Here is a 24,164-nt window from a genome sequence, read left to right on the forward strand (position 1 = left end):
TCGTGGCCTAATATCCCTCAAAGTCCGCCCCAAGGCGGGCTTGCTCTTTAATACGAGACTCACCGAATGACCTTGAAGACCATCGAAGGTACCTTCATCGCCCCCCAAGGCCGCTATGCCTTGGTAGTTGGCCGTTTCAACAGCTTCGTCGTGGAAAGCCTGGTTAGCGGTGCCGTTGATGCGCTGGTACGCCATGGTGTGAGCGAAAGCGACATCACCATCATCCGTGCGCCGGGTGCGTTCGAGATTCCACTGGTTGTGCAGAAAGTTGCCCAACGCAGCGAGTTCGCGGCCATCGTCGCACTGGGTGCAGTGATCCGTGGCGGTACTCCGCACTTCGAATACGTGGCAGGCGAGTGCGTCAAGGGCTTGTCCCAGGTGTCCATGGAGTTCGGCGTGCCGGTCGCTTTCGGCGTATTGACTGTCGATTCCATCGAGCAGGCCATCGAGCGCTCCGGCACCAAGGCCGGCAACAAGGGCGCTGAAGCTGCCCTGTCCGCCATCGAAATGGTCAGCCTGCTGTCGCAGTTGGAGGCCAAGTGATTTCCGACGATACCGACCAGTTCAACCCGCGCGACGCCAAATCGCCGGAAATCGCCAAGGGCAAGAGCGCCAAACGTCGCGAAGCGCGTCAGATGGCAACTCAGGCCCTGTACCAACGGCACATGGCTGGCCACGCGCTGAACGAAATCGAAGCCCAGTTCCGTGTCGATAATGACTTCAGTAACGTTGACGGCACTTACTTCCGTGAGTTGTTACACGGCGTGGCAACCAACCAGACCGAGATCGACACCGCTCTGAAGCCTTGCCTTGACCTGACCATCGAAGAACTCGATCCGATTGAGCTGGCGATATTGCGCCTGTCCACCTTCGAACTGCTCAAGCGCATCGACGTGCCTTACCGCGTGGTGATCAACGAAGGCATCGAGCTGGCGAAAGTCTACGGCTCCACTGACGGCCACAAGTTCGTCAATGGCGTGCTGGACAAGCTGGCACCGCGCCTGCGTGAAGTCGAAGTGAAGGCCCACAAGCGCTGATTCGCGCCTGACCTTCATGGGAGAGTTCGAGCTGATCCGCAATTACTTCGCCGCCGCGCCCTGTGCGCAGGCGGGCGAGGAAGTTGCCCTGGGGATCGGCGATGACTGCGCGCTGCTGGCGTTGACGCCCGGCGAGCAGTTGGCGATCTCGACCGACACCCTGGTTGCCGGGGTGCATTTTCCTGATGTCTGCGACCCCTTTCTGCTTGGCCAGCGTGCGCTGGCAGTGTCTGCCAGTGACCTGGCGGCCATGGGCGCCAGGCCTGTCGCGTTCACCCTTGCCCTGACCCTGCCGCAGGTCGATGCCGACTGGCTGCAGACCTTCGCTCGCGGCCTGAACCAGATGGCGCAAGGCTGTTCGCTGCGTCTGATCGGTGGTGATACCACGCGCGGTCCCTTGAGCCTGACCCTGACAGTGTTTGGCGCTGTGCCGGCCGGATCAGCCCTGACCCGCGCGGGTGCCGAGGCGGGTGACCTGCTGTGTGTCGGCGGCACGCTGGGTGATGGCGCCGGTGCATTGCCGCTGGTATTGAAGCAGCGCAGCGCCGAACCCTCGATCGCCGAAGCATTGCTGGCCCGCTACTGGTCGCCCCAACCGCAACTGGCGCTGGGCCAGGCCTTGCGCGGCAGGGCGACGTCGGCGCTGGACATCTCCGATGGGCTGCTGGCCGACTGCGGACATATCGCTCGCGCGTCGGGTGTGCGTCTGGTGGTCGAGCGCGACCGGCTGCCGATGTCCGACCCATTGCTGACCTTGTTCGATCTGCCCTCTGCCCGACAGGCCGCGCTGAGCGGTGGTGATGATTACATCCTGGCCTTCACCCTGCCCTCCGAACATCTGCCGGTTCTGCTGAAAGAAGGCTGGCCGGTGCATGTCATTGGCCGGGTAGAGCAGGGGCAAGGCGTCGTGCTTGTCGACGACACGGGGCAAGACGTCACACCCGACACGCGTGGCTACCAGCATTTTGGCGGTGAGCAGTGAGCGGATGAGCGCTTCTATCTATCGAACTTTATGATCTAAATGCCCGAGAATTCACCCTGAGCGTCTGCAGGAACCTGCTGTTACAATGCAAATCTTGCGAATTTCCAGTCTTCATACTGATCAGGAGCACACGGTGCCCGTCGTCTTTGTCGCCGCTTCCAAACTGCCCACTCCCTTTGCAGAGTTTGCCATGCACGGCTTTATCGAGTCGGCAACCGGCCGTGAACATGTCGTCCTGAGTCTGGGCGATGTGGCGGACGGTGAGCCGGTTCTGGGTCGCGTACATTCCGAATGCCTGACCGGCGACGCCCTGTTCAGTCAGCGTTGCGATTGCGGCTCTCAACTGGAGGCTGCCCTGCGCGCCATCGCCACCGAAGGGCGGGGCGTACTGTTGTATTTGCGCCAGGAAGGGCGCGGTATCGGTCTGATGAACAAGATCCGCGCCTACGAGCTGCAGGATGGCGGTGCCGATACGGTTGAAGCCAACGAGCGTCTGGGCTTTGCTGCCGATCAGCGTGACTACGCGATCTGCCTGCCGATGCTTCAGCATCTGGGCGTGCAGTCGCTACGGCTTATGACCAACAACCCGCGCAAGGTCAAAGCCTTGACCGAGATGGGCATCAGGGTCGCTGAGCGCGTGCCGCTGCACACCGGGCAAAACCCGCACAACCGCCTTTATCTGGCGACCAAGGCGGGCAAGCTGGGGCACATGATGGGTAACGAACATCAAAGCGAGGTCGGTCCCGCGTGACACGCAGCGAGGTTCGTCAAAAGCTGGAGATGCAATGGTGGCGTCAACTGGGCCTGACCCTGGCGCCATTGCTGGTGGTCTGTGTCTTTTTCGGTGCCAGCGAGCCGCTCATTCCGGTGTTGGCGCTCCCGCTGTTCATCGCCGGGATAGGCTCGATGTTCGTCAGCCTGAAACCCTTCGGCGCGTACAAGCGCGCGTTGGCCGTCACCCAGGCTGCACTCGATACCCCCGAGGAGCCGGCAGCATGGCTGAAACTCGCTGCCATCCGCCGCCTGGCCTTTCTGGCCGCCGGGTTGCCTGCCTGGATCGCCGCCATCGCGGTGCTGTTCGGTCTGCATCCGTTGCCGGTCTGCCTGCTGGCGTTTGCCAGCGCAGTGCTGCTCTACCTGTACCGCATTCCTGTGCTTTCACGCTGATCATGCCCAGCTGAAGCGGACACGAGCAGCGCGAAACTCCCTCAGGCTGCCAGCAACCATACTCCCGCTGCCGCAGAAGCTGCACCGGCGATACGCACCAGCGGTGCTGCCGCCTGCGGCAACACGCGAACCACTGCATAACCCAGCGCATGCAAGGCCGCGGTCGCTGCAACGAAACCTGCTGCGTAGGCCCATGGGCTGGACATTTCCGGCAGTTCAAGGCCATGCGCCACGCCGTGGAACAAGGCGAACAGGGCTGTTGCGGCTACCGCCAATGCCAGTGGCGGACGTACTGCCAATGCCACGGCCAGGCCCAGAGCCAGTACCGATGCTGCAATGCCGCTTTCCAGCGCTGGCAGGTTCAGACCTTCAAAGCCCAGCATGCCGCCGATCAGCATGGTGCCGACGAAGGTGCACGGCAGCGCCCAGCGTGCCGAACCTTGTTGCTGCGCAGCCCACAAGCCGACGGCAAGCATTGCCAGCAAATGATCCAGCCCGCCGATCGGGTGGCTGATACCGGCGATCAGGCCGTTATCGCCATGACCGGGGTGAGCCAGCGCCAGAGTAGGGACCAGCAACAGCGCGAGGGCGCCAAGGGCTTTTTTGTAATTCATCGACGGGTTCCTTTTGGTTGTGAATTCAGGCGGCCGCAGTCAGCAGGCCCTGGCGCTCAATGAAGGCAATGATCTGTTCCAGACCCTGACCGGTTTTCTGATTGCTGAACACGAACGGCTTTTCGCCACGCATCCTGCGCGTGTCGCTGTCCATCATCTCCAGTGACGCGCCCACCAAAGGGGCGAGGTCGATCTTGTTGATCACCAGCAGGTCGGACTTGCAGATGCCCGGACCGCCCTTGCGCGGCAGCTTGTCGCCGGCCGACACGTCGATTACGTAGATGGTCAGGTCGGAAAGCTCCGGGCTGAAGGTCGCGGAAAGGTTGTCGCCACCGGACTCGACGATGATCAGGTCCAGGCCTTCGAAGCGGCGATTTAGTTGGTCGACCGCTTCCAAGTTGATCGAAGCATCCTCACGAATGGCGGTATGCGGGCAGCCGCCGGTTTCAACGCCGATGATGCGCTCTGGTGCCAGTGCCTCGTTACGCACCAGAAAATCGGCGTCTTCACGGGTATAGATATCGTTGGTCACGACGGCCAGGTTATAGCGGTCGCGCAATGCCAGGCACAGCGCCAGGGTCAGCGCCGTCTTGCCGGATCCGACCGGGCCACCGATTCCGACACGCAGAGGTTGGCTGTTCATTGAGTTCTCCATAAGGACTGATCAGGACCGGAATAACCGGCTGTATTGACGTTCGTGCGCCATGCTCGCCAGGGACAGACCGAAGGCTGCGCTGCCGGCATGGCAGGGATCTTGTGCGCTGGCACTGACCTGCGCCTGCTGCAATAACGGCAACAGCTCGCTGGTCAGGCGCTGGGCGGCTTGCTGGCCCAGCGGCAGGGTTTTCATCAGCACGGCCAGCTGGTTTTCAAGCCAGCTCCATAGCCAGGCGGCCAGCGCATCCTGCGGGCTGATCTGCCAGGCGCGTGCGGCCAGCGCCCAGCCAAGGGCCAGGTGCGGCTCGGCAGTCTGCTGCAGAAAATGCCGTGCATCACGATCCAGTTCAGGCAGGCCATTGAGCAACTGCTTCAGCGAGTAGCCCATCTGCCGGCTTTCCAGATGCAGCTCGCGAGTCTCGCGGCTGGCGCGATGCTGCTCGCTGACTTGCAGCAACTGGCCCCAGTCACCGGCTGCCGCTGCATCGCAATGAGCCAGCAGCAGCGGGGCCTCGAAACGCGCGAGGTTGAGCAGCAGTTGATCGCCGATCCAGCGGCCCGCGGTCTGCGGGTCCACCACGATGGATTGCTCCACTGCCATTTCCAGCCCTTGCGAATAGCTGTAGCCACCGATAGGCAACTGCGGGCTGGCCAGGCGCAACAGCGCCCAGGCGCTATTCACTTGCGCACGCCGAACTGGTGCATGCGCGGCGGATAGTTGAAATCCTCCTCGCCTGCGCGCGAGTGATGATGCCCGCCGCCGTAGGCGCCATGTTCCGGCTGGAACGGCGCTTCGATGGTGTCGACAGTAGCGCCCAGTTGGTCGAGCATCGCCTTGAGCACGTAATCGTCGAGCAGGCGCAGCCAGCCGTCGCCGACTTGCAGGGCCACGTGACGATTGCCAAGGTGATAAGCCGCGCGGGTCAGTTCGAAGGTGCTGCTGCACGTGACGTGCATGAGCTTTTCGGGACGTGCGCAGACACGCACGACACGGCCGTCCTTGGCCTGCAGAAACTCGCCATCGCGCAGGGGCGACTGGCCGCGTTGCAGAAACAGGCCAACGTCTTCGTTTTCCGCACTGAAGCAGCGCAGTCGACTTTTGCTGCGTGCCTCGAAATTCAAATGCAGCTCGGCGGCCCATTCGGCCTGAGGTTCGATTCGGTCGTGAATCACCAGCATCAGATAGCTTCCAGCCAATTGCGATGCTTCAAATCAGAGCAAGGGGCTTGCCAACAGTGCAGCTTGTAGGGAAAAGGCTGACAGAGGCAGGTGATGCGAGCATTGGCGGGCTTATCAGTGATCTTTTATGGTGCGCAATCAAGTTCGTGCTTTAAGTTGGTGCGTAGTGTGGTGGTCAAGATAACGTTAATAATGAGACGGTTAACGCCGCAGGACGGAGTACAGCGTGCTGACGCTCAATCGTGACTGCCCAGGCCCCGCCAGTGCCGTGCGCCGATGAAGATGAAGCGCAGTTGCTGGGTGATCTTCGCCTGAGGGGTCAGGTGCGGGGCGAGTGAGGCGGGGGGCGGGTCGATCAGTTCCGGCAGCATCGCAAACACGCTTTTCACCACCAGGTCGGCGATGATCGACAGTGCATCGGCGTTCAGGTGCTGCCATTTGGGCATCTTTGCCAGATCGGCCGTAAGGTCGGCGCTGATGCCTTCGCGCAGCGCTCCGAGCGCCTGGCGCACCTTCAAGGAGCCGCCGTATTGTTCGCGCGCCAGAAACAGGAACTGCGAGCGGTTGGCCGCCACGCGTTCGAGGAATATCTTCACCGACGCACGAATCAGCCCGCCCATGGCGAATTCGTTGTGGCGCACCAGCCGGATGGTCTCGCGAAAGGTCTGGCCGACCTCGCTGACCAGCGCCAGCCCCAGCTGGTCCATGTCTTCAAAGTGCCGGTAGAAACCGGTCGGTACGATGCCCGCCGTGCGCGCCACTTCGCGCAGGCTCAGGCTGCCGAAGCCGCGCCCGCTCTCCATCAGTTGATGGGCAGCATCGAGCAAGGCTCTTCGGGTCTGTTGTTTCTGTTCGGCGCGGGGCAGCATGGCTCAAACGATTCTTGGATTAGGCTGGGATGCACTTTAGCAAATGCGCTTTACCTGCGTCGAAAGGGTTTTCAGTCAGGCTCCTTGACCAGTAATAGTGCATGAGTGCTGGCCTTCGATGCATTTTCGTATTCAAATCAAACCCTCGGCGCGTTTGTCAGTCGAATATTCATGTCGTATTCAGCGCGCCAGGGTCGGGGCGCTGTTTTCTGGAGAGTCACGCATGACGCGCAGCCGCAAGATTTTCGCCTGGACAGGTGCCACGTTGCTGGTGGTGCTGGCTATATTGGTCATTGTGATTGTCACTTTCGACTGGAACCGCATCAAACCCACCCTCAACGCGAAAGTCAGCGAAGCGCTGCATCGTCCGTTCGCCATCAATGGTGATCTGGATGTGCGCTGGACGCGCGAGCCCGAACTCGGTGGCTGGCGCGCCTGGGTGCCGTCGCCGCATTTTGTCGCCGACGACCTGAGCCTGGGTAACCCCGAGTGGTCGAAGACCCCGCAGATGGTGACCCTCAAGCACGTCGAATTTCGTCTCTCGCTGCTGCCGCTGCTGGCGCAGCAAGTGGTTATCCCACGTATCGACCTGACCGGCCCCGAGGCCAGACTGGAGCGCCTGGCCGATGGTCGCGCCAACTGGGTCTTCGATCTGCCCAAGTCCGACCCGAATGCCGAGCCCTCCAAATGGGTGATGGACATCGGTGCGATCAAGTTCGACAAGGGGCTGGTGAGCTTCAACGACCAGAAACTCAACGCCAATCTGGACGTCGTGATCGACCTGCTCGGCAAGCCGGTCCCGTTCAGTGAAATCGTCGGCAGCAAGGAAGCGCAAAAGGCTCAGGAAAAGGGCGCAGTGCCGCAGGACTACGCATTCGGTCTGGCGGTCACCGGCCAGTACCACGGTCAGAAACTGAGCGGCACCGGCAAGGTGGGCGGTCTGCTCGCGCTCAAGGACGCCAGTCAGCCGTTTCCGGTACAGGCTGACGTGAAAGTCGGTGACACCCATGCGGTGATCGCCGGGACCCTGACCGATCCACAGAACCTGGGCGCGCTGGATCTACGCCTCAAGCTTTCCGGCGCGAGCCTGAGCAATCTGTACCCGCTGACGGGTGTGACCCTGCCGGATTCTCCGGCGTACTCCACCGATGGCCGCCTGATCGCCAAACTGCACGATGCGGCCGGTGCCAACTTTCGTTACGAAGGCTTCAACGGCAAGATCGGCAACAGCGATATCCACGGCGACCTGGGCTTCGTCGCCAGTCAGCCCCGGCCCAAGCTGAGTGGCGTGCTGGTCTCCAACCAATTGCTGTTCAGTGACCTCGCGCCGTTGATCGGTGCGGACTCCAATGCTGCGCAGAAAAAGCGCGGTGGCGAGAGCAAGCAGCCTTCGGGCAAGGTTCTGCCGGTAGAAGAGTTTCAGACTGATCGCTGGCGGGCGATGGACGCCGACGTGGAGTTCACCGGCAAGCGCATCGTGCAGAGCCCGGACCTGCCGTTCACCGACCTCTACACCCATCTGGTTCTCGACGATGGTCAGTTGAGCCTCGAGCCGCTGCGTTTTGGTGTGGCAGGCGGCAAGCTGGACGCGGATATTCGCCTGAACGGGCAAAACAAACCGATGCAGGGCCGGGCAAAACTGTCGGCGCGTAATTTCAAGCTCAAGCAGCTGTTCCCGACCTTCGAACCGATGAAAACCAGCTTCGGTGAGCTGAACGGCGATGCCGACATCAGTGGGCGCGGCAACTCGGTCGCAGCCTTGCTGGGGACTGCCAACGGCGAAATGAAGATGCTGGTAAACGACGGTGCAATCAGTCGTGGCCTGATGGAAATTGCCGGGCTCAACGTGGGCAATTACGTGGTCGGCAAGCTGTTCGGCGACAAGGACGTGAAGATCAATTGCGCGGCCTCGAACTTCGGCATCAAGGACGGGCTGGCGACCAGCCGGCTGTTTGTCTTCGATACCGAGAACGCCATTATCTACATCAACGGCACCGCGAACCTGAAAACCGAGCAACTGGACCTGCAGATCAATCCGGAATCCAAGGGCTTTCGCGTGTTCTCGCTGCGTTCGCCGCTGTACGTCAACGGCCCGTTCGCCAGGCCCAACGCAGGCGTGCAGTCTGGCCCGTTATTGCTGCGCGGAGCCGGCATGGTCCTGCTCGGTGCAACCGTAGGTCCTGTTGCCGGTTTGCTGGCGCTGGTCGCCACTGGTGACAGCGAGCCCAATCAGTGTGGCCCGCTGCTGGAGCAGATGCGCACCGGCAAGGCGCCGAAGACGGTGAAGTAACCCTCCATCTCTCGTGCCCACGCTGGTGCGTGCGCAACGATGTTCACGCATCTGGCTTGAGAAAATACCGACCAAAAAAAGCCAGGACACAGGTCCTGGCTTTTCATTTGCTGCCGCGCGTTACAGATCGTTCAGAATGTCTGCCATGTCATCGGCGTGCTCTTCTTCCTGAGCAAGGATTTCTTCGAAGATGCGGCGGGTCGTCGGATCGTTGTCGCCGAGGTATTGAATGATTTCGCGGTAGCTGTCGACGGCGATGCGCTCGGCAACCAGATCTTCGTAGACCATTTCTTTCAGCGTGTTGCCAGCCACGTACTGCGCGTGGGAGTTCTTCGACAGGGTGTCCGGGTTGAACTCCGGCTCGCCGCCCAGTTGCACGATACGCTCGGCCAGTTTGTCAGCGTGCTGCGCTTCCTGTTCTGCGTGCTCCAGAAACTCGGCTGCCGCGACGCTCGCTTTGAGGCCCGACGCCATGTAGTAGTGGCGCTTGTAGCGCAGCACACAGACCAGCTCGGTAGCCAGCGATTCATTGAGCAGGCGCAGGACCGTTTCTCGGTCAGCGCTGTAGCCTTGAGTCACAGCACCATCCTCAACGTTCTGGCGTGCGCGCTGGCGCAGAGTATTTACATCGGAAAGCTGTGATTGCGGTGCAGAATTCATCATTTATCTCCAGGACTCATCAGGTTTTGCTGTCTCGCTCTGTGTATTGCCCGGCAGGATCAGCAAGGGTTGTGAGTGCTGGAGAAGGGAAAAAGTTTTATCGGATTTTCGCCGGTGCGCAAGGTTGTGACTGAATGTAAAAATATAAGAAACGAGTGCTGAGCCTCGCGGTCCCAACCTTGAGACCCAAATAAATCGTGGAGATACACAATGCTCAAGTTCCTGGGAAGCACCGTTGGCATCATCTTTCTGATCGGCCTGGTCGTGGTTATCGCCCTGTTCAAGCTGGTTTTCTAGGCTCTGTACGAAAAGTCGGCGAGCGAAGGTCAGGCGAGGCAAAAACAGGCGAGGAAGCGGAGTCTACGTGTTGTAAATGAGCATTCCGAGCCTGTTTTTAACGAAGCATCACCGAGCGCAGCCACTTTTCGTACAGATCCTAAAAAAGCATTCAACAAAAAGCCCGAGGCATTCATGCCTCGGGCTTTTTGTTTGTGCCTGCGTTTTGATTACATCGCTTTTTCGTTCTTCTCGCGTTGTTCGCAAGTCATGAAACCTTTGTTGGTCACACGCCCGTCGCTGTTGAAGCTGACGTGGTAAACCTGTTTGTGGCCGTCCTTGTTCATGACGTAGTTGTTGCAAGTGCCCGGGTTGACCTTGCGCTCGATGGTGCTCGACGGTTCACCGCCGATGGTCAGGACCTGCTGGCGCGTCATGCCGTTCTCGACCTGCTTGACCAGCGGCTCGTTGCGATAAGTGACGTAGTCCACCGGGTTCTGCACGGTTGTGTTGCTGCAGCCAGCCATCGTCGCCAATACAAAGGTCGCCGCGAAGAGTTTTTTGTACATCGTTGTTGCTCCACATGTCAGAGCCGGTTTTGGCCCGGTATGCCTTGGAGCCGGGAGGGGTCCAAGAGTTCGAAAAAAAGATGGCGATGAGGCAGTACCTTGCATCCACCCTGATGCCGCTGCTGAACGACCTAACACCATGACGATCGGGCATGAAAAGCGCTTTGAATATTCCTCGCACGTTCCCGAAAGGCCGAGGTCAATCTGATGGCATGGTTGAGCGTTTTGCTCAGCCTTGGGCTCGGTCATCGGTTGTCGGACCGTAGTTCGTTAATCAGCCGCTCCTCTGTGACGGCCAGGAAGATGCGATGAGCGATAAAGAACTGTATGAGATCGAGTACACCCTGCTTGGCGAGCACCACGTAGACATTATCGAGAATCTGGACGTGCCTATCATTGAAGTGGTGCACGAACTGGCGCTCAAGCATCACGTAGAACTGGACGAGCTTCCAATGGGTGAAGCCGGCCTGCCGCTTGCCGCCGGCATCACCGACGTGTCGATTCACAGCCTGGAGGGCAGCGAAGGCAGCGCGACTGTCTAATCCGCACCTGACCGCAGCGGCGTCGTCCAGCGTTCCGCGAGGATGACGCCGCACAGGGTCAGCGCTCCGCCGAACAGGTGATAGAGCGCCAGTTGTTCGCCCAGTGTCGCCGCGGCAATCAAGGCCGTGGCGATGGGCATCAGGTTGAAGAACAATGTTGTGCGGCTGGGACCCAGGCGCATGATCGAGGTCATCCACAACCACGGCGCGAGCATCGACGTTGGAATCGCTGCATACAGCACCATCGGGAGGTTGCTCGCATTCAGGCCGGTTTTCGCCGACAGCATGAACGGCGGCAGCAAAACCATAATCGCCAGCAGGATCTGTACGTAAAGCAGCTGCAGGGGCGGCAGGCGCAACTGCCACTTCTTCAGCAGCGTGCTATAGACCGCATACGACGCGGCGGCCACCAGCACCATCGCGTCGCCTCGATTGACACCCTGCTCGATCAGGCTGGCCGGATTGCCCGCCGAGACCACAACCAGCACCCCCGCGAATGACAGCACTGCCCCCAGCAGCGCGCCCGAGGTCAGGCGAGTGCCGAGGCAGGCTATCGACAGCCCCAGCGCCATCATCGGCACCATCGACTGAATGATCCCCATGTTGGTGGCCGTCGTCAGGCTGGCCGCGAAGTACGCCAGGCTCTGATACAGCGCTGTGCCAAGCACGGCCAGAATGAAGATCTTGCCCAGTACCGGTTTGATCGCCGCGCGGTTCGCCCACACCGGCCCGAGCATGAACGGCGTGAACAGCAAGCCGGCCAGCGCCCAGCGATAAAAGCCTATTTCAGCCGGAAAGATCACCCCGGCAGACGCCTTGGTGACAGCTGTGTTGATCGCCCAGATAAGGACGGTAATCAGCGGGAAAGCGTATTGCATGAGGGGATCATCGTTAAAGCGAGGCGTAATTATCCGCCTGTTTGTCGAGAATGCCAGCGGCGATGTCCGGTGTCCCGTCACAGAGCGCAGACGCTGACTACACTGACTCTCAGCCTGTGCCGCCCGGTGCAGTGGATCTGGAGAGTGGATCGATGAACAAGCTCGGTATTCCTGTGTTGCTCGTAGGCTTGATGTTGTCTGCCCAGGGTTTCGCTGCGACCGCGCAGCAGAACAAAATGACCACCTGCAATGCCGACGCCAGCGCGAAGTCGCTGAAGGGCGATGAGCGCAAGACGTTCATGAGCACTTGCCTGAAAGCGGCACCGCCGCCGGCGGCCACCCAGCAGGAGAAGATGAAAACCTGCAACGCGACTGCCAGCACTCAGGCGCTCAAGGGTGACGCGCGCAAGAGTTTCATGAGCGATTGTCTCAAGAAGAAATAATTTTTCAGTCGGCCTCCTTGCTGCAGGTAACCGGCGCGGGTGCAGTAAACACTGCACTTTCGCGCCGTTCTCGAGCCGATCATCGGGCAGATGGTTGCGGCTTGTTTTTTAGCGCTTTCGGATCACTGGTTCTGGACTGCGAAGGCTGGCAGACTGCCCACCTTCCTTGTGTTGCCCGTTGAGGGTCTATGCCAACGTTTTCTGCGCGTCAGGTGTTAATAGCCAGCTGGATTCTTGTATTTGGCGGTCTGTTATTGGTGTTGCCATTCAAGTTATTGCCCAGCCTGCTGGCCGGACTGTTGGTGTTCGAGCTGGTCAACATGTTGACCCCCAAGCTGCAACGTCTGATCTCCGGCGAACGGGCGCGCTGGCTGGCTGTGGCGCTGCTGGGCACGCTGGTGGTCAGCCTGCTGACGCTGATTTTCGCCGGGGCCATCAGCTTTGTGCTGCATGAAGCCGAAAACCCCGGAGCCTCGCTCGACAAGTTCATGACCCTGGTCGATCGCGCGCGTGGTCAGTTGCCACCGTTTATCGATGCCTATCTGCCTGCCAGCGCCGCGGAGTTTCAGGTTTCGCTCGGGCAGTGGCTGCAGAAACACGTCGGCGAGTTGCAATTGATCGGCAAGGGCGCGGCGCACATGTTCGTCACCATGCTGATCGGCATGGTGCTGGGCGCGATCATTGCCTTGCAGCGTATCTCCGATGTGCATGCGCGCAAGCCGCTGGCAGCCGCACTGTTCGATCGGCTGTACCTGGTCAGCCGGGCGTTTCGCAACATCGTTTTCGCCCAGATCAAGATTTCCCTGCTCAACACCGCGTTTACGTCGGTGTTTCTGGCCGTCGTGCTGCCGTTGTGCGGGATTCACCTGCCGCTGACCAAGACCCTGATCATCATGACCTTCCTGCTCGGCCTGTTGCCGGTGGTGGGTAACCTGATGTCAAACACGCTGATCTTCATCGTCGGCATGTCTATCTCGATCTGGGTCGCGCTGGCGGCGCTGGGCTACCTGATCGTGATCCACAAGGTCGAGTACTTCCTCAATGCGCGCATCGTGGGCGGGCAGATCAATGCCAAGTCGTGGGAGTTGCTGCTGGCGATGCTGCTGTTCGAAGCCGCATTCGGCCTGCCGGGTGTGGTCGCAGGGCCGATTTACTATGCGTACCTGAAGAGCGAGTTGCAGAAGGAAGGGTTGGTCTAGGGCGCTTGAGTAGATAGGCGTCCGAAAGAACGCCTATCGTGCCAGTTCACCGCGTTGGCATGCAGTTCTGGACGCTCTACGTCTGCGGTGCTGCAGAGCATCCACATGGCTCGAAACACTCCCGCCCGTGGGAGTGAGCTTGCTCACGAAGAGGCCCGTGCAGCCGCTGGACATCCATTGATCAGGTAATCCGTCTTCGCGAGCAAGCTCGCTCCCACAAGATCAGCGATCTGTGACGCGGAGCATCACGAAGGGCATTCCCACGATAGGCACATGACTAGCCGTAACGCTTCTTCGCTTCGATGGCCAGGCCGCTGCCGATGCTGCCGAAGATGTTGCCTTCGACGTGGCGTGCGTTGGGCAGCATGTCCGAGACGCTGTTGCGCAGGGCAGGGATGCCGCTTGAACCGCCGGTGAAGAACACCGTGCTGACCTGTTCGACACTCACTCCCGCATCGTTCAGCAAGTTCGTCACGCTGTTGCGCACGCGCTCAAGCTGGGCGTCGATCGCTGCTTCGAACATCACCCGGCTCAGGTCCACGCTCAGTCCGGCTTCCACTCGATCCATGAGCAGGTGACGGCTGTCGGCGTGGGTCAGCTGGATCTTGGTTTCTTCCACTTCCATGGCCAGCCAGTGCCCGGCGCGCTGTTCGATCAGTTTGAACAGGCGATCGATGCCGCCGGTGTCTTCGATGTCGTAGCGCATGCTGCCCAGGGCCAGTTGCGACTTTTGCGAGTACACGGCGTTGATGGTGTGCCAGGTCGCCAGGTTCATATGGTGGCTGGTCGGCATGTACGCACCGCTTTTCATGCGGCTGCCATAACCGAACAGCGGCATCACGCCTTGCAGGCTCAACTGCTTGTCGAAGTCGGTCCCGCCGATGTGCACGCCACCGGTGGCGAGGATGTCCTGCTGGCGATCATCGTGCTGGCGTCGCTCGGGCGACAGACGCACCAGCGAAAAGTCCGAGGTACCGCCGCCAATGTCGACGATCAGCACCAGTTCTTCGTCCTGGATGGTGGACTCGTAGTCGAAGGCCGCCGCGATGGGCTCGAACTGGAAGGACACGTCCTTGAAGCCGATCTTGCGCGCCACTTCAGCCAGCGTGTCTTCGGCTTCCTGATCGGCCTGTGCGTCGTCATCGACAAAATGCACCGGACGGCCCAGCACGACCTGCTCGAATTCGCGGCCGGCCGTTTGCTCCGCGCGCTTTTTCAGCTCGCCGATAAACAGGGCCAGCAAATCCTTGAACGGCATCGCTGTGCCCAGCACGCTGGTGTCATGCTTGATCAGCTTGGAGCCCAGCAGGCTTTTGAGCGAGCGCATCAGGCGGCCTTCATAGCCTTCCAGATACTCGTGCAGCGCCAGGCGGCCATACACCGGGCGGCGCTCTTCCATATTGAAGAACACCACCGAAGGCAGGGTAATCTTGTCGTCCTCCAGCGCGATCAACGATTCCATGCCGGGTCGTTGCCAGCCGACAGTGGAGTTGGACGTGCCGAAATCGATACCGCAGGCACGGGCCGGGGATTGGTCATTCATGTCTTTTACGTTCCAGTCAAAAAACGGCCGCGCAGTTTATGTCAGCGCGGGCAAATTGCGTAGCGCGACACGTCGCTTATATTTACCTGGCTGTATTTGCGGCCAAGGCTTGAACTGAGACCCGTTACCCCCAATCTTGTAGGGATTCCCGGTAGACCCTGTTGTCGGACACTATGTTGTCGAGCTATCGACCCGCCGGCAAAGGCGGCTGGTCTATCTGTATATTTTTCGACGTTAGGTAATCCAGATGCCTCGTGACAGAGGGAGCTGGGCGCGTGACGCCAGCGTATCTGGCTTTGCCGGATAATTCGGATGGGTGATCGTTACATGGATTTCAAAGACTACTACAAGATACTTGCCGTGGAGCCGACTGCGGACGACAAGGCGATCAAGACCGCCTATCGCAAACTCGCGCGCAAGTATCACCCGGACGTCAGCAAGGAGGCAGGCGCCGAAGACAAGTTCAAGGAAGCTTCCGAAGCCTATGAGGTACTCAGCAGCCCTGAAAAGCGCGCCGAGTATGATGAGCTGCGCAAATACGGTCGTCAGGGCCGCCCGTTCCAGACTCCGCCGGGCTGGCAAAGCCGCGCAGGTGCCGGGGCAGGCGGGTTCGAGGAAACGGCAGACTTCTCGGAGTTTTTCAGCTCCATTTTCGGTGGCCGGCCACAGCAGGGCGGGCGTACCCGCAACCCGGGGCGTACCGGGCAGGACGTGGAGATGGAACTGGCGGTGTTTCTCGAAGAAACCCTGTCGGGGGAATCCAAGCAGGTCAGCTTCAAGGTGCCGCAGCACAGCCCCAACGGGCAGCGCATGAGTGATATCACCAAGACCCTGAACGTGAAGATTCCGGCGGGCGTCGTCGATGGCGAGCGTATTCGCCTGAAGGGGCAGGGCGCGCCGGGCGTAGGCGGTGGTGCCAATGGCGATTTGTACCTGATCATTCGCCTGGCCCCGCACCCGCTGTTCGAGGTCGAAGGCCATGATCTGGTCATCACCGTGCCGCTGGCTCCCTGGGAAGCCGTGCTGGGCACCAAGGTCGCCGTGCCGACGCTGACCAGCAGGCTCAACCTGACCATCCGCCCGGACAGTCAGAACGGTCAGCGTCTGCGGATCAAGGGTAACGGCTTGATGAACAAGAGTGGCGAACGCGGCGATCTTTATGCGCAGTTGAAAATCGTCGTGCCCAAGCACACCGACGAGGCTACGCGGGCGCTCTGGCAGAAACTGGCCGACAGTTCGTCGTTCGATCCCCGTGCGCAGTGGAAGGGTTGAGCGGAGCAGTCTTGCGACTCGGTCTTTTCTGCCTGGGCTGATGCGGCACCCGTATCTGCGGGCAGTCAGCCCCGGTCAGTTTTTCGGCAGCACCACATTGAAGGTCGTGCCCTCACCAATGGTCGAGGTCACAGTGATGCTGCCGCCGTGGGCGTTGACCACTTCCTTGACGATGAACAGGCCCAGGCCCAGGCTGGTCGACGTGCCGCGTGTTTCGCTGTTTTCCTCGGTGCTGCGCACCAGCGGATCGAAAATCGTCCCGATAGCGTCTTCGGCAATCGGTTTGCCTTCGTTGTGTACCACCAATATCACGGCTTTCTCGGCGCCCGTGACTGTCACCGTTATCTCGTGGCTGGCCGCACCATGCTGCAGGGCATTGCCGATCAGGTTTTGCAGCATCTGGCTGATCCGCCCGGCGTCCCAGTGGCCCTTGGTGTTGCCTTCTACGTTCAGCACCGGAGCAGAGTCCGGTCGCCCTGCACAGGCTTCTTCGATCGCCTCGCGGCAGGCGCTGGCCAGGTCCATGTATTTGCGTTCCACCGGCAGCCCGGCGCCCAGACGACTGCGTACGAACTCCAGCAGATCGCTGACCATCGAGCCCATATGGCGGGTGCTGGTCTGGATACGTGAAACATAGGACTGGGTTTTTTCGTCCAGCGTTATTTTGCGTGCCAGCAACTCGGTGGACATGCTGACGGCCTGCAGCGGTGCGCGCAGATCGTGACCGAGAATGGCAAGAAAGATATCCCGTGAGCGGCCAACCCGTTCCGCATAGGCCGCGGTGGATTCGGCAAGCGCCTCGTCGATGGCTTCGTTGAAGCGAATCACGTCCTGAAAATCAGCCAGTTGCGGCGCTGCCAGGCTTTCTACCCAGAGGCGGATGACGCTGGCGCGCAGATGGCGAAACTCCGACGTCATCTGCACCAGATCAAAACCGACCTCATGGCGCAACTCGCCATGGCTGCTGGCTGCTTCATCCAGGCTTGGCGTCTTGTTCAGCTCTTCGCCTCTGGCCTTGGCAATCTCCTCGCTTTTGCTCTGCGCGGTCTTCATGTCCCGCGCAGCGGCGAGCAAAATCGACCTGGCATGATCCCGCAGCTCGGCCTTGGTCATCGTTTCTGCCGCCGGTTTCAGAGTTCTGGCGAAGTCTTCCCATTCATCGACGATGCGATCCACATGAATAACGATGAATTCGGAAAGGCGCATGGCCGGTTACCTTTGGAGGAGCGTGACGAAAGATGGCGCATATTATCGCCTTTACAGAGCACGACAAACAGAGTGTTTACTGTCATTTCTGTCAGTAGACGCTGATTTCTATGGGGCCTATGTTCATTCGGCAGGTTAATCGTATGGAGGCCCTGAGCATGAGTGTATTGACAGTTACTGATTCGACCTTTCAGAAGGATGTCATTGAGGCGAGCAACCAAAGGCTCGTGGTGGTGGAATTCTCGACGAAAGTGAAGGTAAACAAGCGAGGCGAGGATAACGCCAGCGCCAGAATGGATACCATTTTTAACGCGCTGGAAGAGAAATATGCCGGAAAGGTCAGCTTGGTCAGGGTCGAAATCAAACTGGATTCGGATCTCAATGACTCTTCGAACCCGGTGACTTCGACTCAATATCAGATAAATCATGGTCCGACGATGGTTTTCTTCAAGGCTGGCGCAAGAGCAAGGGAAGACCTTGTCGGCCAGCAAACCAAAGAACGGATGACGCAAATCCTGGATGAATTGCTACCCGCTTCGTAATGGGAGAATGACCATGTCGAACACAGAACTCACAGCTTTTGTCGAAGAGCGTGTAACGCGTGCCCAGCAGACACTGGCCGATGGAAAAGTCAGCAAGCTCGACGACGTAGCGACAGGAAAACTGAGCGTTTTTCTCCCATTGCAGCGAGCATTGCAGGGCACCGGCACCCCCCAGGATCTGGGGGTACTGGACGCTATCAACGATACGCTGCAGTCGCTGAAAATATTGGAATCTAAAGAAACACTTCTGAATTACCAGAACAAAGCAGCCCGGGTCCGGGTCGTCAAGAACGATGCGGACTTCAGTTCCCAATGGACTGCAATCAGCCCGTTGGTGGTGTTGGAATTCAGCAACCCCGGCGTTAATGACCACGGTGAAGCGAACAACAGTACACGGACTGGGGCAATTCTCGATGAGCTAGCGCCTGAGTTTGCCGGGAGGGTCGTCATGCTTCGTGTGCCTGTGGACACTAGCCCAGCGACCGCCCAAAACTACAATGTCACCGTTACACCAACCGTCATCTTTTTCAAGAGCGGTAAAAAGATTGAGGAAACCGCTGATTTTCATCTGAAGTCCTGGTTCAGAGCCAAACTCAACGAGTTGCTTAGCCTCAAAGAATAAACCGAGCAATAAATATTGAAGGGCCTTCTGAAAGCGAAGGCCCTTGCTGATTCAAAACAGAAAATACCGCTGCGCCATCGGCAGCACATCGGCAGGTTCGCACCATAGCAGCACACCGTCGGCCTTGACCTGATAGGTCTGCGGGTCGACTTCGATGTCTGGCAGGTAATCGTTGTGGATCAGGTCTTTCTTCTGCACGGTGCGGCAGCCTTTGACGACACCGATCTGCTTCTTCAGGCCCAGTGACTCCGGTACGCCTGCGTCGAACGCTGCCTGGCTGATGAACGTCAGGCTGGTGGCGTGCAGTGAACTGCCGAAGCTTGCGAACATCGGGCGGTAATGAACCGGTTGCGGGGTCGGGATCGAAGCGTTGGCATCGCCCATCAGGCTGGCAGCGATGGCCCCGCCCTTAAGGATCAGGGTCGGTTTGACGCCAAAGAACGCCGGGCGCCACAGCACCAGGTCCGCCCACTTGCCGACTTCGATCGAGCCCACTTCATGGCTGATGCCGTGGGTGATCGCCGGGTTGATGGTGTATTTGGCGATGTAACGCTTGGCGCGGAAATTGTCGTTGCCCGGGCCATCCTGCGGCAGTGGGCCACGCTGTTTCTTCATCTTGTCGGCGGTTTGCCAGGTGCGCATGATCACTTCGCCAACCCGGCCCATGGCCTGGCTGTCGGAACTGAGCATGGAAAAGGCGCCCAGGTCGTGAAGGATATCCTCGGCAGCGATGGTCTCGCGACGGATGCGGCTTTCCGCGAAAGCCACGTCTTCGGCGATGCTCGGGTCCAGGTGATGGCAGACCATGAGCATGTCCAGGTGCTCGTCGATGGTGTTGCGGGTGAACGGGCGCGTCGGGTTGGTCGAGCTCGGCAGCACGTTCGGCGAACCACAGGCCTTGATGATGTCTGGCGCATGACCGCCACCGGCACCTTCGGTGTGATAAGTGTGAATCGTGCGGTTCTTGAACGCGGCCAGGGTGGTCTCGACAAAACCCGACTCGTTGAGGGTGTCGGTGTGGATCGCGACCTGCACGTCGTATTCGTCGGCCACGCTCAGGCAATTGTCGATGGCCGCAGGCGTGGTACCCCAGTCTTCGTGCAGTTTCAAGCCGATGGCACCGGCCTTGACCTGTTCGATCAGCGGGCCGGGCAGGCTGACGTTGCCCTTGCCGGTGAAGCCGATGTTCATCGGGAACGAGTCCGAGGCCTGGAGCATGCGCGCCATGTGCCACGGGCCGGGTGTGACGGTGGTGGCGTTGGTGCCCGTGGCCGGGCCGGTGCCGCCGCCGATCATCGTCGTCACGCCGCTCATCAGGGCCTCTTCGATCTGCTGCGGGCAGATGAAGTGGATGTGCGTGTCGACGCCACCCGCGGTGAGGATCATGCCTTCGCCGGCAATGACCTCGGTGGCAGCGCCGACGGCAATGGTCACGTCCGGCTGGATGTCCGGGTTGCCCGCCTTGCCAATGGCCGCGATACGCCCGTTCTTGATGCCGACGTCGGCCTTGACGATGCCCCAGTGATCGATGATCAGGGCATTGGTGATCAGCGTGTCGACCACCTCGGCGGCCAGCAGCTGGCCCTGGCCCATGCCGTCACGAATGACCTTGCCACCGCCGAACTTCACTTCTTCGCCATAGGTGGTGAAGTCCTTCTCGACCTCGATCCACAGCTCGGTGTCGGCCAGGCGAACCTTGTCGCCGACGGTGGGGCCGAACATGTCTGCGTAGGCCTGTCGGCTTATCTTCATCTCTCGTACCTCGGATTCAGAGCGGCAAGCTGCAGGCCGCACACTGTAATGTGTTCAAAGCGACAAGCTGAAAGATGCAAGCTGCAAGCTGCAAGCTGCAAGTCTTTAGTCGTCACATGCTTTTCTCTTGAAGCTTGAAGCTTGAAGCTAAAGCTCCCCCATCACTCGCCCGGCAAACCCGTAAACCTTGCGCAAGCCGGCCAGGTCGACCAGCTCGACTTCGCGGGACTGGCCCGGTTCGAAGCGCACGGCGGTGCCGGCCGGAATGTTCAGGCGCATGCCCCGGCTGGCGGCGCGGTCGAAGGTCAGTGCGTCGTTGGTTTCGAAAAAGTGGAAATGCGAGCCCACCTGAATCGGCCGGTCGCCGCTGTTGGCGACGGTCAGGCTGAGGGTGCGGCGTCCGGCGTTGAGTTCGATGTCGCCGGGCTGGATCTGGTATTGACCAGGGATCATGTCGGTTGCCCCAAGGTTTTGAAATAAATGACGGTCGGCCGATAGCGACCGTCCGGTGTGGCGCAATAATCCGGCAGCTCACCGACACGGTTGTAGGCCAGCGCGCTGTAGAAGGCTTCAGCCGTCGAGCCTGCTTCGGTGTCCAGGTGCAGCAGCCCACGCTTGTGTTTCACCGCAGTCTGTTCGACCTCCTCCATCAGTTGCCTGCCCAGACCGCGACCTCGGGCTTGCGGCAGTACCATCAGTTTTTGCACTTCGGCGCGGTTCAGGCCGTTGGGCTTCTGACACAGCGACAGTTGCGCACTGGCCAGCACATGGCTGTCCTCGGCCACCACCCACAGCAGCAGATCGCCTGCGGCGATATCGGCCTTCAGGCTATCGCACCAGGCATACGCCTGCTGCATATCCAGGTCCGCCATGAACCCGACCGATGCGCCGCCGTGAACCGTGTCGAACAGCAGTTGCGCCAGGCCATGGCGATAATGCGCGAAGCTTTCAGCGGTAACACGTCGCAGTTGTGCATGGTTCATGGCGTGCTCTCTAGAGGGGCTTGGGTGAGAGGGGCTTGGGTGCCTGTGAAGCGGGCGCAGGCGCACCGGGCGACAGGTCGAGCTGCATGAACGTCAGGTCCAGCCAGCGGCCGAACTTGGTGCCGACCTGCGGCATTTGCCCGGTAATCTTGAAGCCCAGGCGATCATGCAGGGCGATGGACGCAGCGTTACCGCTTTCGATGGCCGCGACCATCATGTGCTTGTCACAGTCGCGGGCGCGCTCGATCAAGGCGTCCATCAGGCGCGGGCCCAGGCCTTTGCCGCGCTGGTCGGCGCGCACGTAGACCGAATGCTCGACCGTATGGCGAAAGCCTTCGAACGGCCGCCAGTCGCCAAACGACGAATAGCCGAGCACTTCGCCGGCGTTGTCGACCGCCACCAGAATCGGATAACCCTGACTCTGGCGAGCTGCGTACCAGGCCTGGCGGTTGGCCAGATCAACCGGCTGCTCGTTCCAGATAGCCGTGGTGTTGAGCACTGCATCGTTGTAGATGTCCAGAATGCCCGGCAGATCGTCCGGCAGGGCATCGCGAATCACGTCCTGCATGATCACTCCTTCAGGCAATCGGCTGATGCACGGTGACGAGTTTGGTGCCGTCCGGGAAGGTGGCTTCCACCTGGATCTCCGGGATCATTTCCGCGATACCTTCCATGACCTGATCGCGGCTCAGCAGGGTCGTGCCGTAATGCATGAGCTCAGCGACGGTCTGCCCGTCACGCGCACCTTCGAGCAGCGCCGCAGAAATATAGGCCATGGCTTCCGGGTAGTTGAGCTTCACGCCGCGCGCCAGACGCCGTTCGGCGACCAGTCCGGCGGTGAAGATCAGCAGCTTGTCTTTTTCGCGTGGTGTCAGGTCCATGGGGCTTCCGTTTGTTCAAATTCGTTGGTTGATCGTTCCCAGGCTTGAGCCCTCATCGTTATGTATAAGTCTGTTTTGGGTTCTGGCCGAAGGCCGTGGGAGCGAACTTGTTCGCGAAGGGGCCGGTGTAGTCGCCGAAAATGCAGCGCCTAAAACATTGTCTTCGCGAACAGGTTCGCTCCCACGCCCTGCGGGCAGAAGCGCTAAAAGCCCCGATTTTCGGGCTTTTCAGGACTTATGTATCACGCTGAGTGCATCAGCGCCGAGGGTGTAGCATGGAATGCAGAGCGTCCAGTCATCAATCAGGTGTTCCAGATTCTTGGCGTTACCGCCTCGCGTCCCAGCAGGGCAGGGCGCAGGTATTTCCAGATTTGTATCAGCCAGGCCCGTGCGTGCAGTGCTTCGTCTGCCAGGCAGCGAGCGACCAGCAGGCCGGGCAGTTGCGTCAGATCGCCGCGTACCGGGTTGGGCATCGACAGCGAACGGCAGGCCTCGAGCAGCTCGCTGTCGACTTCGCCGGTCATCAGCAGGGTGGCGAACACCGTTCTGCCGTCCAGGCCGATGGGCGAGTCCAGCAGCCCGTCGCCACCGATAATGCGTTGTCGCTCATGCCAGAGCAATGTGCCGTCGCGACGGATATCCAGATGCGATTGAAACTGCCCGTGCTCGAACCGCTCGCCACTGGCCGGCCGGCCCAGCGCCACCACATCCCAGTAGCATAGCTTCGCATCACCGTGCAGCTCTATGCGGGTGCTCAGTTCTGCCTGGGCGTTGCTGAAGACGATGCTTTCCTGCGGCAGCCATTCCAGTGTCGCGCCGGGCTGGACGTGCAGTTCCAGTTGCTGAAAGGCCGGGCTGGCGGCGCGATACCATTTGGCCGCGCCGGGGCTGGTCAACTGTGCCCAGGCATCGGCACCCACGGTGGCCGAGATATCCAGCCGGTCTCCCCCGGCGATACCGCCCGGTGGATGAACGATGATGTGCTGGCACACCTCCGGGCCTTCGGCGTACAGATGCTTTTGCACGCGCAGCGGTCCTTTGTGGCGCCGCAGCGTCGGGCGTGTGCTGTCATCAAAACGGCCGTAACCCAATTCCAGCTCGGCGTGCCAGCTGGGGGTAAAGAGGGCGGTGTTGGCAGGCAGGTTCATGGTGTCTTCATTGGCTTGTCGAGTGTTGCACGATAACGGATTGACGCATCAAATGGTCACCAGACCACGAACGCCGTCGCTCTCCATGTTCTCGCCACGGCCCTGCTGGACGATCTCGCCCCGCGACATCACCAGGTACTGATCGGCCAGTTCCGCGGCGAAGTCGTAGAACTGCTCGACCAGCAGAATCGCCATGTCGCCACGCTCGGCGAGCTTTTTGATGACCGCGCCGATTTCCTTGATCACCGAGGGCTGAATACCCTCGGTGGGCTCGTCGAGAATCAGCAGGCGTGGACGGCTCGCCAGCGCCCGGCCTATCGCCAGTTGCTGCTGCTGACCACCGGACAGATCGCCGCCGCGGCGGTGCTTCATTTGCAGCAGCACCGGGAACAACTCGTAAATGAAGGCCGGCACTTCCTTGGCCTCGGCGCCCGGAAAACGCGACAGGCCCATCAGCAGATTTTCCTCGACCGTCAGCCGGCCGAATATTTCCCGGCCCTGCGGCACGTAAGCAATCCCTGCATGCACCCGTTGGTGTGTCTTGAACTGGGTGATGGTCTTGCCTTCCCATTGCACCGAACCTTCCTTCGATGGCAGCAGGCCCATCAGCACGCGCAAGAGTGTGGTCTTGCCCACGCCGTTGCGGCCCAGCAGGCAGGTGACTTCACCGACCTTCACATCAAACGACAGACCGCGAAGAATGTGGCTGCCGCCGTAATATTGGTGGAGCTGGCTAACAGTGAGCATGAGGGCCTCATGAGTTATAAGCTTCAAGCTTCAAGCTGCAAGTAAAGAGCAGCACGTTGTTTTTGCTTCTAGCTTGCCGCTTGCAGCTAAAAGCTTGCAGCTAAAA

Annotated in this window: 29 protein-coding genes and 1 pseudogene; 13 read left to right on the forward strand and 17 right to left on the reverse strand. The window is 60.1% G+C overall.

The window, feature by feature from the left end; all coding sequences use genetic code 11:
* Window positions 1–66 precede the first annotated feature (66 nt).
* From ribE to KBY02_RS00535, 5 genes are all read left to right on the forward strand, one after another.
* The gene (gene ribE, locus KBY02_RS00515) at window positions 67–543 is read left to right on the forward strand and encodes a 6,7-dimethyl-8-ribityllumazine synthase (protein ID WP_002555427.1); all 477 of its coding nucleotides are present in this window, start codon (window positions 67–69) and stop codon (window positions 541–543) included.
* A complete protein-coding gene (gene nusB / locus KBY02_RS00520; protein WP_011269045.1) occupies window positions 540–1,037 on the forward strand; it encodes a transcription antitermination factor NusB in 498 nt (165 codons plus the stop codon). The genes ribE and nusB overlap by 4 nt, the downstream gene beginning before the upstream one ends.
* A 16-nt stretch (window positions 1,038–1,053) precedes the next feature.
* Entirely contained in the window at window positions 1,054–2,019 is a 966-nt protein-coding gene (thiL, locus tag KBY02_RS00525; RefSeq protein ID WP_011269044.1) for a thiamine-phosphate kinase, read from the forward strand.
* Window positions 2,020–2,152: 133 nt separating this feature from the next.
* Window positions 2,153–2,770 (forward strand): GTP cyclohydrolase II, encoded by a 618-nt coding sequence (gene ribA / locus KBY02_RS00530; RefSeq protein ID WP_003419520.1) that lies wholly within the window; start codon window positions 2,153–2,155, stop codon window positions 2,768–2,770.
* The gene (locus KBY02_RS00535) at window positions 2,767–3,186 is read left to right on the forward strand and encodes a hypothetical protein (protein ID WP_024640907.1); all 420 of its coding nucleotides are present in this window, start codon (window positions 2,767–2,769) and stop codon (window positions 3,184–3,186) included. Before ribA ends, KBY02_RS00535 begins: the two co-directional genes overlap by 4 nt.
* A 41-nt stretch (window positions 3,187–3,227) precedes the next feature.
* On the opposite strand, the gene KBY02_RS00540 is transcribed toward KBY02_RS00535, so the two are convergent.
* From KBY02_RS00540 to KBY02_RS00560, 5 genes are all read right to left on the reverse strand, one after another.
* A complete protein-coding gene (locus KBY02_RS00540) occupies window positions 3,228–3,800 on the reverse strand; it encodes a HupE/UreJ family protein (protein WP_003368916.1) in 573 nt (190 codons plus the stop codon).
* A gap of 25 nt (window positions 3,801–3,825) precedes the next feature.
* On the reverse strand, window positions 3,826–4,443 hold the full coding sequence (gene ureG / locus KBY02_RS00545; protein ID WP_003368915.1) for an urease accessory protein UreG: 618 nt from the start codon (window positions 4,441–4,443) through the stop codon (window positions 3,826–3,828).
* Window positions 4,444–4,464: 21 nt separating this feature from the next.
* The gene (locus KBY02_RS00550) at window positions 4,465–5,139 is read right to left on the reverse strand and encodes an urease accessory protein UreF (RefSeq protein ID WP_011269042.1); all 675 of its coding nucleotides are present in this window, start codon (window positions 5,137–5,139) and stop codon (window positions 4,465–4,467) included.
* Window positions 5,136–5,636 carry an urease accessory protein UreE gene (ureE, locus tag KBY02_RS00555; protein ID WP_003347894.1) on the reverse strand — a complete coding sequence of 167 codons (501 nt, stop codon included), beginning with the start codon at window positions 5,634–5,636 and terminating at the stop codon, window positions 5,136–5,138. Before ureE ends, KBY02_RS00550 begins: the two co-directional genes overlap by 4 nt.
* Before the next feature lie 236 nt (window positions 5,637–5,872).
* Window positions 5,873–6,505, reverse strand: coding sequence for a TetR family transcriptional regulator (locus KBY02_RS00560; RefSeq protein ID WP_002555418.1), 633 nt, complete (start codon window positions 6,503–6,505; stop codon window positions 5,873–5,875).
* 223 nt (window positions 6,506–6,728) lie between these two features.
* Between KBY02_RS00560 and KBY02_RS00565 the strand changes: the two genes are divergently transcribed.
* Window positions 6,729–8,795 (forward strand): AsmA family protein, encoded by a 2,067-nt coding sequence (locus KBY02_RS00565; RefSeq protein ID WP_225649699.1) that lies wholly within the window; start codon window positions 6,729–6,731, stop codon window positions 8,793–8,795.
* Window positions 8,796–8,915: 120 nt separating this feature from the next.
* Here KBY02_RS00565 and KBY02_RS00570 read toward each other — a convergent pair whose 3' ends face one another.
* Complete coding sequence (locus tag KBY02_RS00570; RefSeq protein WP_003400308.1) at window positions 8,916–9,455, reverse strand: ferritin-like domain-containing protein; 540 nt, start codon at window positions 9,453–9,455, stop codon at window positions 8,916–8,918.
* A gap of 506 nt (window positions 9,456–9,961) precedes the next feature.
* Window positions 9,962–10,300: an osmotically-inducible lipoprotein OsmE gene (osmE, locus tag KBY02_RS00575; RefSeq protein WP_003431761.1), complete on the reverse strand. Its 339-nt coding sequence runs from the start codon at window positions 10,298–10,300 to the stop codon at window positions 9,962–9,964.
* Between the two features lie 308 nt (window positions 10,301–10,608).
* Here osmE and KBY02_RS00580 point away from each other — a divergent pair, with 308 nt between their 5' ends.
* Window positions 10,609–10,842, forward strand: a complete 234-nt coding sequence (locus KBY02_RS00580; protein WP_003317034.1) for a hypothetical protein — start codon at window positions 10,609–10,611, stop codon at window positions 10,840–10,842.
* Here the strand turns inward: KBY02_RS00580 and KBY02_RS00585 are convergent.
* Entirely contained in the window at window positions 10,839–11,720 is an 882-nt protein-coding gene (locus KBY02_RS00585) for a DMT family transporter (RefSeq protein ID WP_003400306.1), read from the reverse strand. The two genes, KBY02_RS00580 and KBY02_RS00585, sit on opposite strands and share 4 nt — an antisense overlap.
* Window positions 11,721–11,872: 152 nt before the next feature.
* On the opposite strand from KBY02_RS00585, the gene KBY02_RS00590 reads away from it, so the two are divergent.
* Together KBY02_RS00590 and KBY02_RS00595 are read left to right on the forward strand one after the other, a co-directional pair.
* Window positions 11,873–12,163, forward strand: a complete 291-nt coding sequence (locus KBY02_RS00590) for a PsiF family protein (RefSeq protein WP_003368898.1) — start codon at window positions 11,873–11,875, stop codon at window positions 12,161–12,163.
* A 188-nt stretch (window positions 12,164–12,351) separates the two neighbouring features.
* Window positions 12,352–13,362 carry an AI-2E family transporter gene (locus tag KBY02_RS00595; RefSeq protein ID WP_003419507.1) on the forward strand — a complete coding sequence of 337 codons (1,011 nt, stop codon included), beginning with the start codon at window positions 12,352–12,354 and terminating at the stop codon, window positions 13,360–13,362.
* Between the two features lie 277 nt (window positions 13,363–13,639).
* Here KBY02_RS00595 and KBY02_RS00600 read toward each other — a convergent pair whose 3' ends face one another.
* Entirely contained in the window at window positions 13,640–14,905 is a 1,266-nt protein-coding gene (locus tag KBY02_RS00600) for an Hsp70 family protein (RefSeq protein WP_003400303.1), read from the reverse strand.
* Window positions 14,906–15,232: 327 nt separating this feature from the next.
* Here KBY02_RS00600 and cbpA point away from each other — a divergent pair, with 327 nt between their 5' ends.
* The gene (gene cbpA, locus KBY02_RS00605) at window positions 15,233–16,177 is read left to right on the forward strand and encodes a curved DNA-binding protein (RefSeq protein WP_024641205.1); all 945 of its coding nucleotides are present in this window, start codon (window positions 15,233–15,235) and stop codon (window positions 16,175–16,177) included.
* Between the two features lie 75 nt (window positions 16,178–16,252).
* On the opposite strand, the gene KBY02_RS00610 is transcribed toward cbpA, so the two are convergent.
* The gene (locus KBY02_RS00610; protein ID WP_024651867.1) at window positions 16,253–17,383 is read right to left on the reverse strand and encodes a sensor histidine kinase; all 1,131 of its coding nucleotides are present in this window, start codon (window positions 17,381–17,383) and stop codon (window positions 16,253–16,255) included.
* Between the two features lie 158 nt (window positions 17,384–17,541).
* Here KBY02_RS00610 and KBY02_RS00615 point away from each other — a divergent pair, with 158 nt between their 5' ends.
* From KBY02_RS00615 to KBY02_RS26220, 3 genes and pseudogenes are all read left to right on the forward strand, one after another.
* Complete coding sequence (locus KBY02_RS00615) at window positions 17,542–17,925, forward strand: thioredoxin family protein (protein ID WP_225649700.1); 384 nt, start codon at window positions 17,542–17,544, stop codon at window positions 17,923–17,925.
* Between the two features lie 13 nt (window positions 17,926–17,938).
* A pseudogene (locus tag KBY02_RS26215) lies at window positions 17,939–18,175 on the forward strand (thioredoxin); the annotation flags it as partial.
* A gap of 198 nt (window positions 18,176–18,373) precedes the next feature.
* Window positions 18,374–18,547 (forward strand): thioredoxin family protein, encoded by a 174-nt coding sequence (locus KBY02_RS26220; RefSeq protein ID WP_308455320.1) that lies wholly within the window; start codon window positions 18,374–18,376, stop codon window positions 18,545–18,547.
* A gap of 51 nt (window positions 18,548–18,598) precedes the next feature.
* Here the strand turns inward: KBY02_RS26220 and ureC are convergent, their stop codons facing one another.
* The 7 genes from ureC to urtE form a co-directional block, all read right to left on the reverse strand.
* Window positions 18,599–20,299, reverse strand: coding sequence for an urease subunit alpha (ureC, locus tag KBY02_RS00625; protein ID WP_011269033.1), 1,701 nt, complete (start codon window positions 20,297–20,299; stop codon window positions 18,599–18,601).
* A gap of 147 nt (window positions 20,300–20,446) precedes the next feature.
* Window positions 20,447–20,752 carry an urease subunit beta gene (locus KBY02_RS00630; RefSeq protein WP_003391866.1) on the reverse strand — a complete coding sequence of 102 codons (306 nt, stop codon included), beginning with the start codon at window positions 20,750–20,752 and terminating at the stop codon, window positions 20,447–20,449.
* Window positions 20,749–21,282 (reverse strand): GNAT family N-acetyltransferase, encoded by a 534-nt coding sequence (locus KBY02_RS00635; protein WP_225649701.1) that lies wholly within the window; start codon window positions 21,280–21,282, stop codon window positions 20,749–20,751. The genes KBY02_RS00630 and KBY02_RS00635 overlap by 4 nt, the downstream gene beginning before the upstream one ends.
* A gap of 10 nt (window positions 21,283–21,292) precedes the next feature.
* The gene (locus KBY02_RS00640; protein ID WP_024651865.1) at window positions 21,293–21,850 is read right to left on the reverse strand and encodes a GNAT family N-acetyltransferase; all 558 of its coding nucleotides are present in this window, start codon (window positions 21,848–21,850) and stop codon (window positions 21,293–21,295) included.
* 10 nt (window positions 21,851–21,860) lie between these two features.
* Window positions 21,861–22,163 carry an urease subunit gamma gene (ureA, locus tag KBY02_RS00645; RefSeq protein WP_003317023.1) on the reverse strand — a complete coding sequence of 101 codons (303 nt, stop codon included), beginning with the start codon at window positions 22,161–22,163 and terminating at the stop codon, window positions 21,861–21,863.
* A gap of 302 nt (window positions 22,164–22,465) precedes the next feature.
* A complete protein-coding gene (locus tag KBY02_RS00650) occupies window positions 22,466–23,311 on the reverse strand; it encodes an urease accessory protein UreD (RefSeq protein WP_003400270.1) in 846 nt (281 codons plus the stop codon).
* Window positions 23,312–23,359: 48 nt separating this feature from the next.
* A complete protein-coding gene (urtE, locus tag KBY02_RS00655; RefSeq protein WP_024638230.1) occupies window positions 23,360–24,058 on the reverse strand; it encodes an urea ABC transporter ATP-binding subunit UrtE in 699 nt (232 codons plus the stop codon).
* Window positions 24,059–24,164: the final 106 nt, after the last annotated feature.

It is taken from the genome of Pseudomonas sp. P129, assembly GCF_020312195.1.
GTDB lineage: Bacteria > Pseudomonadota > Gammaproteobacteria > Pseudomonadales > Pseudomonadaceae > Aquipseudomonas > Aquipseudomonas fragariae.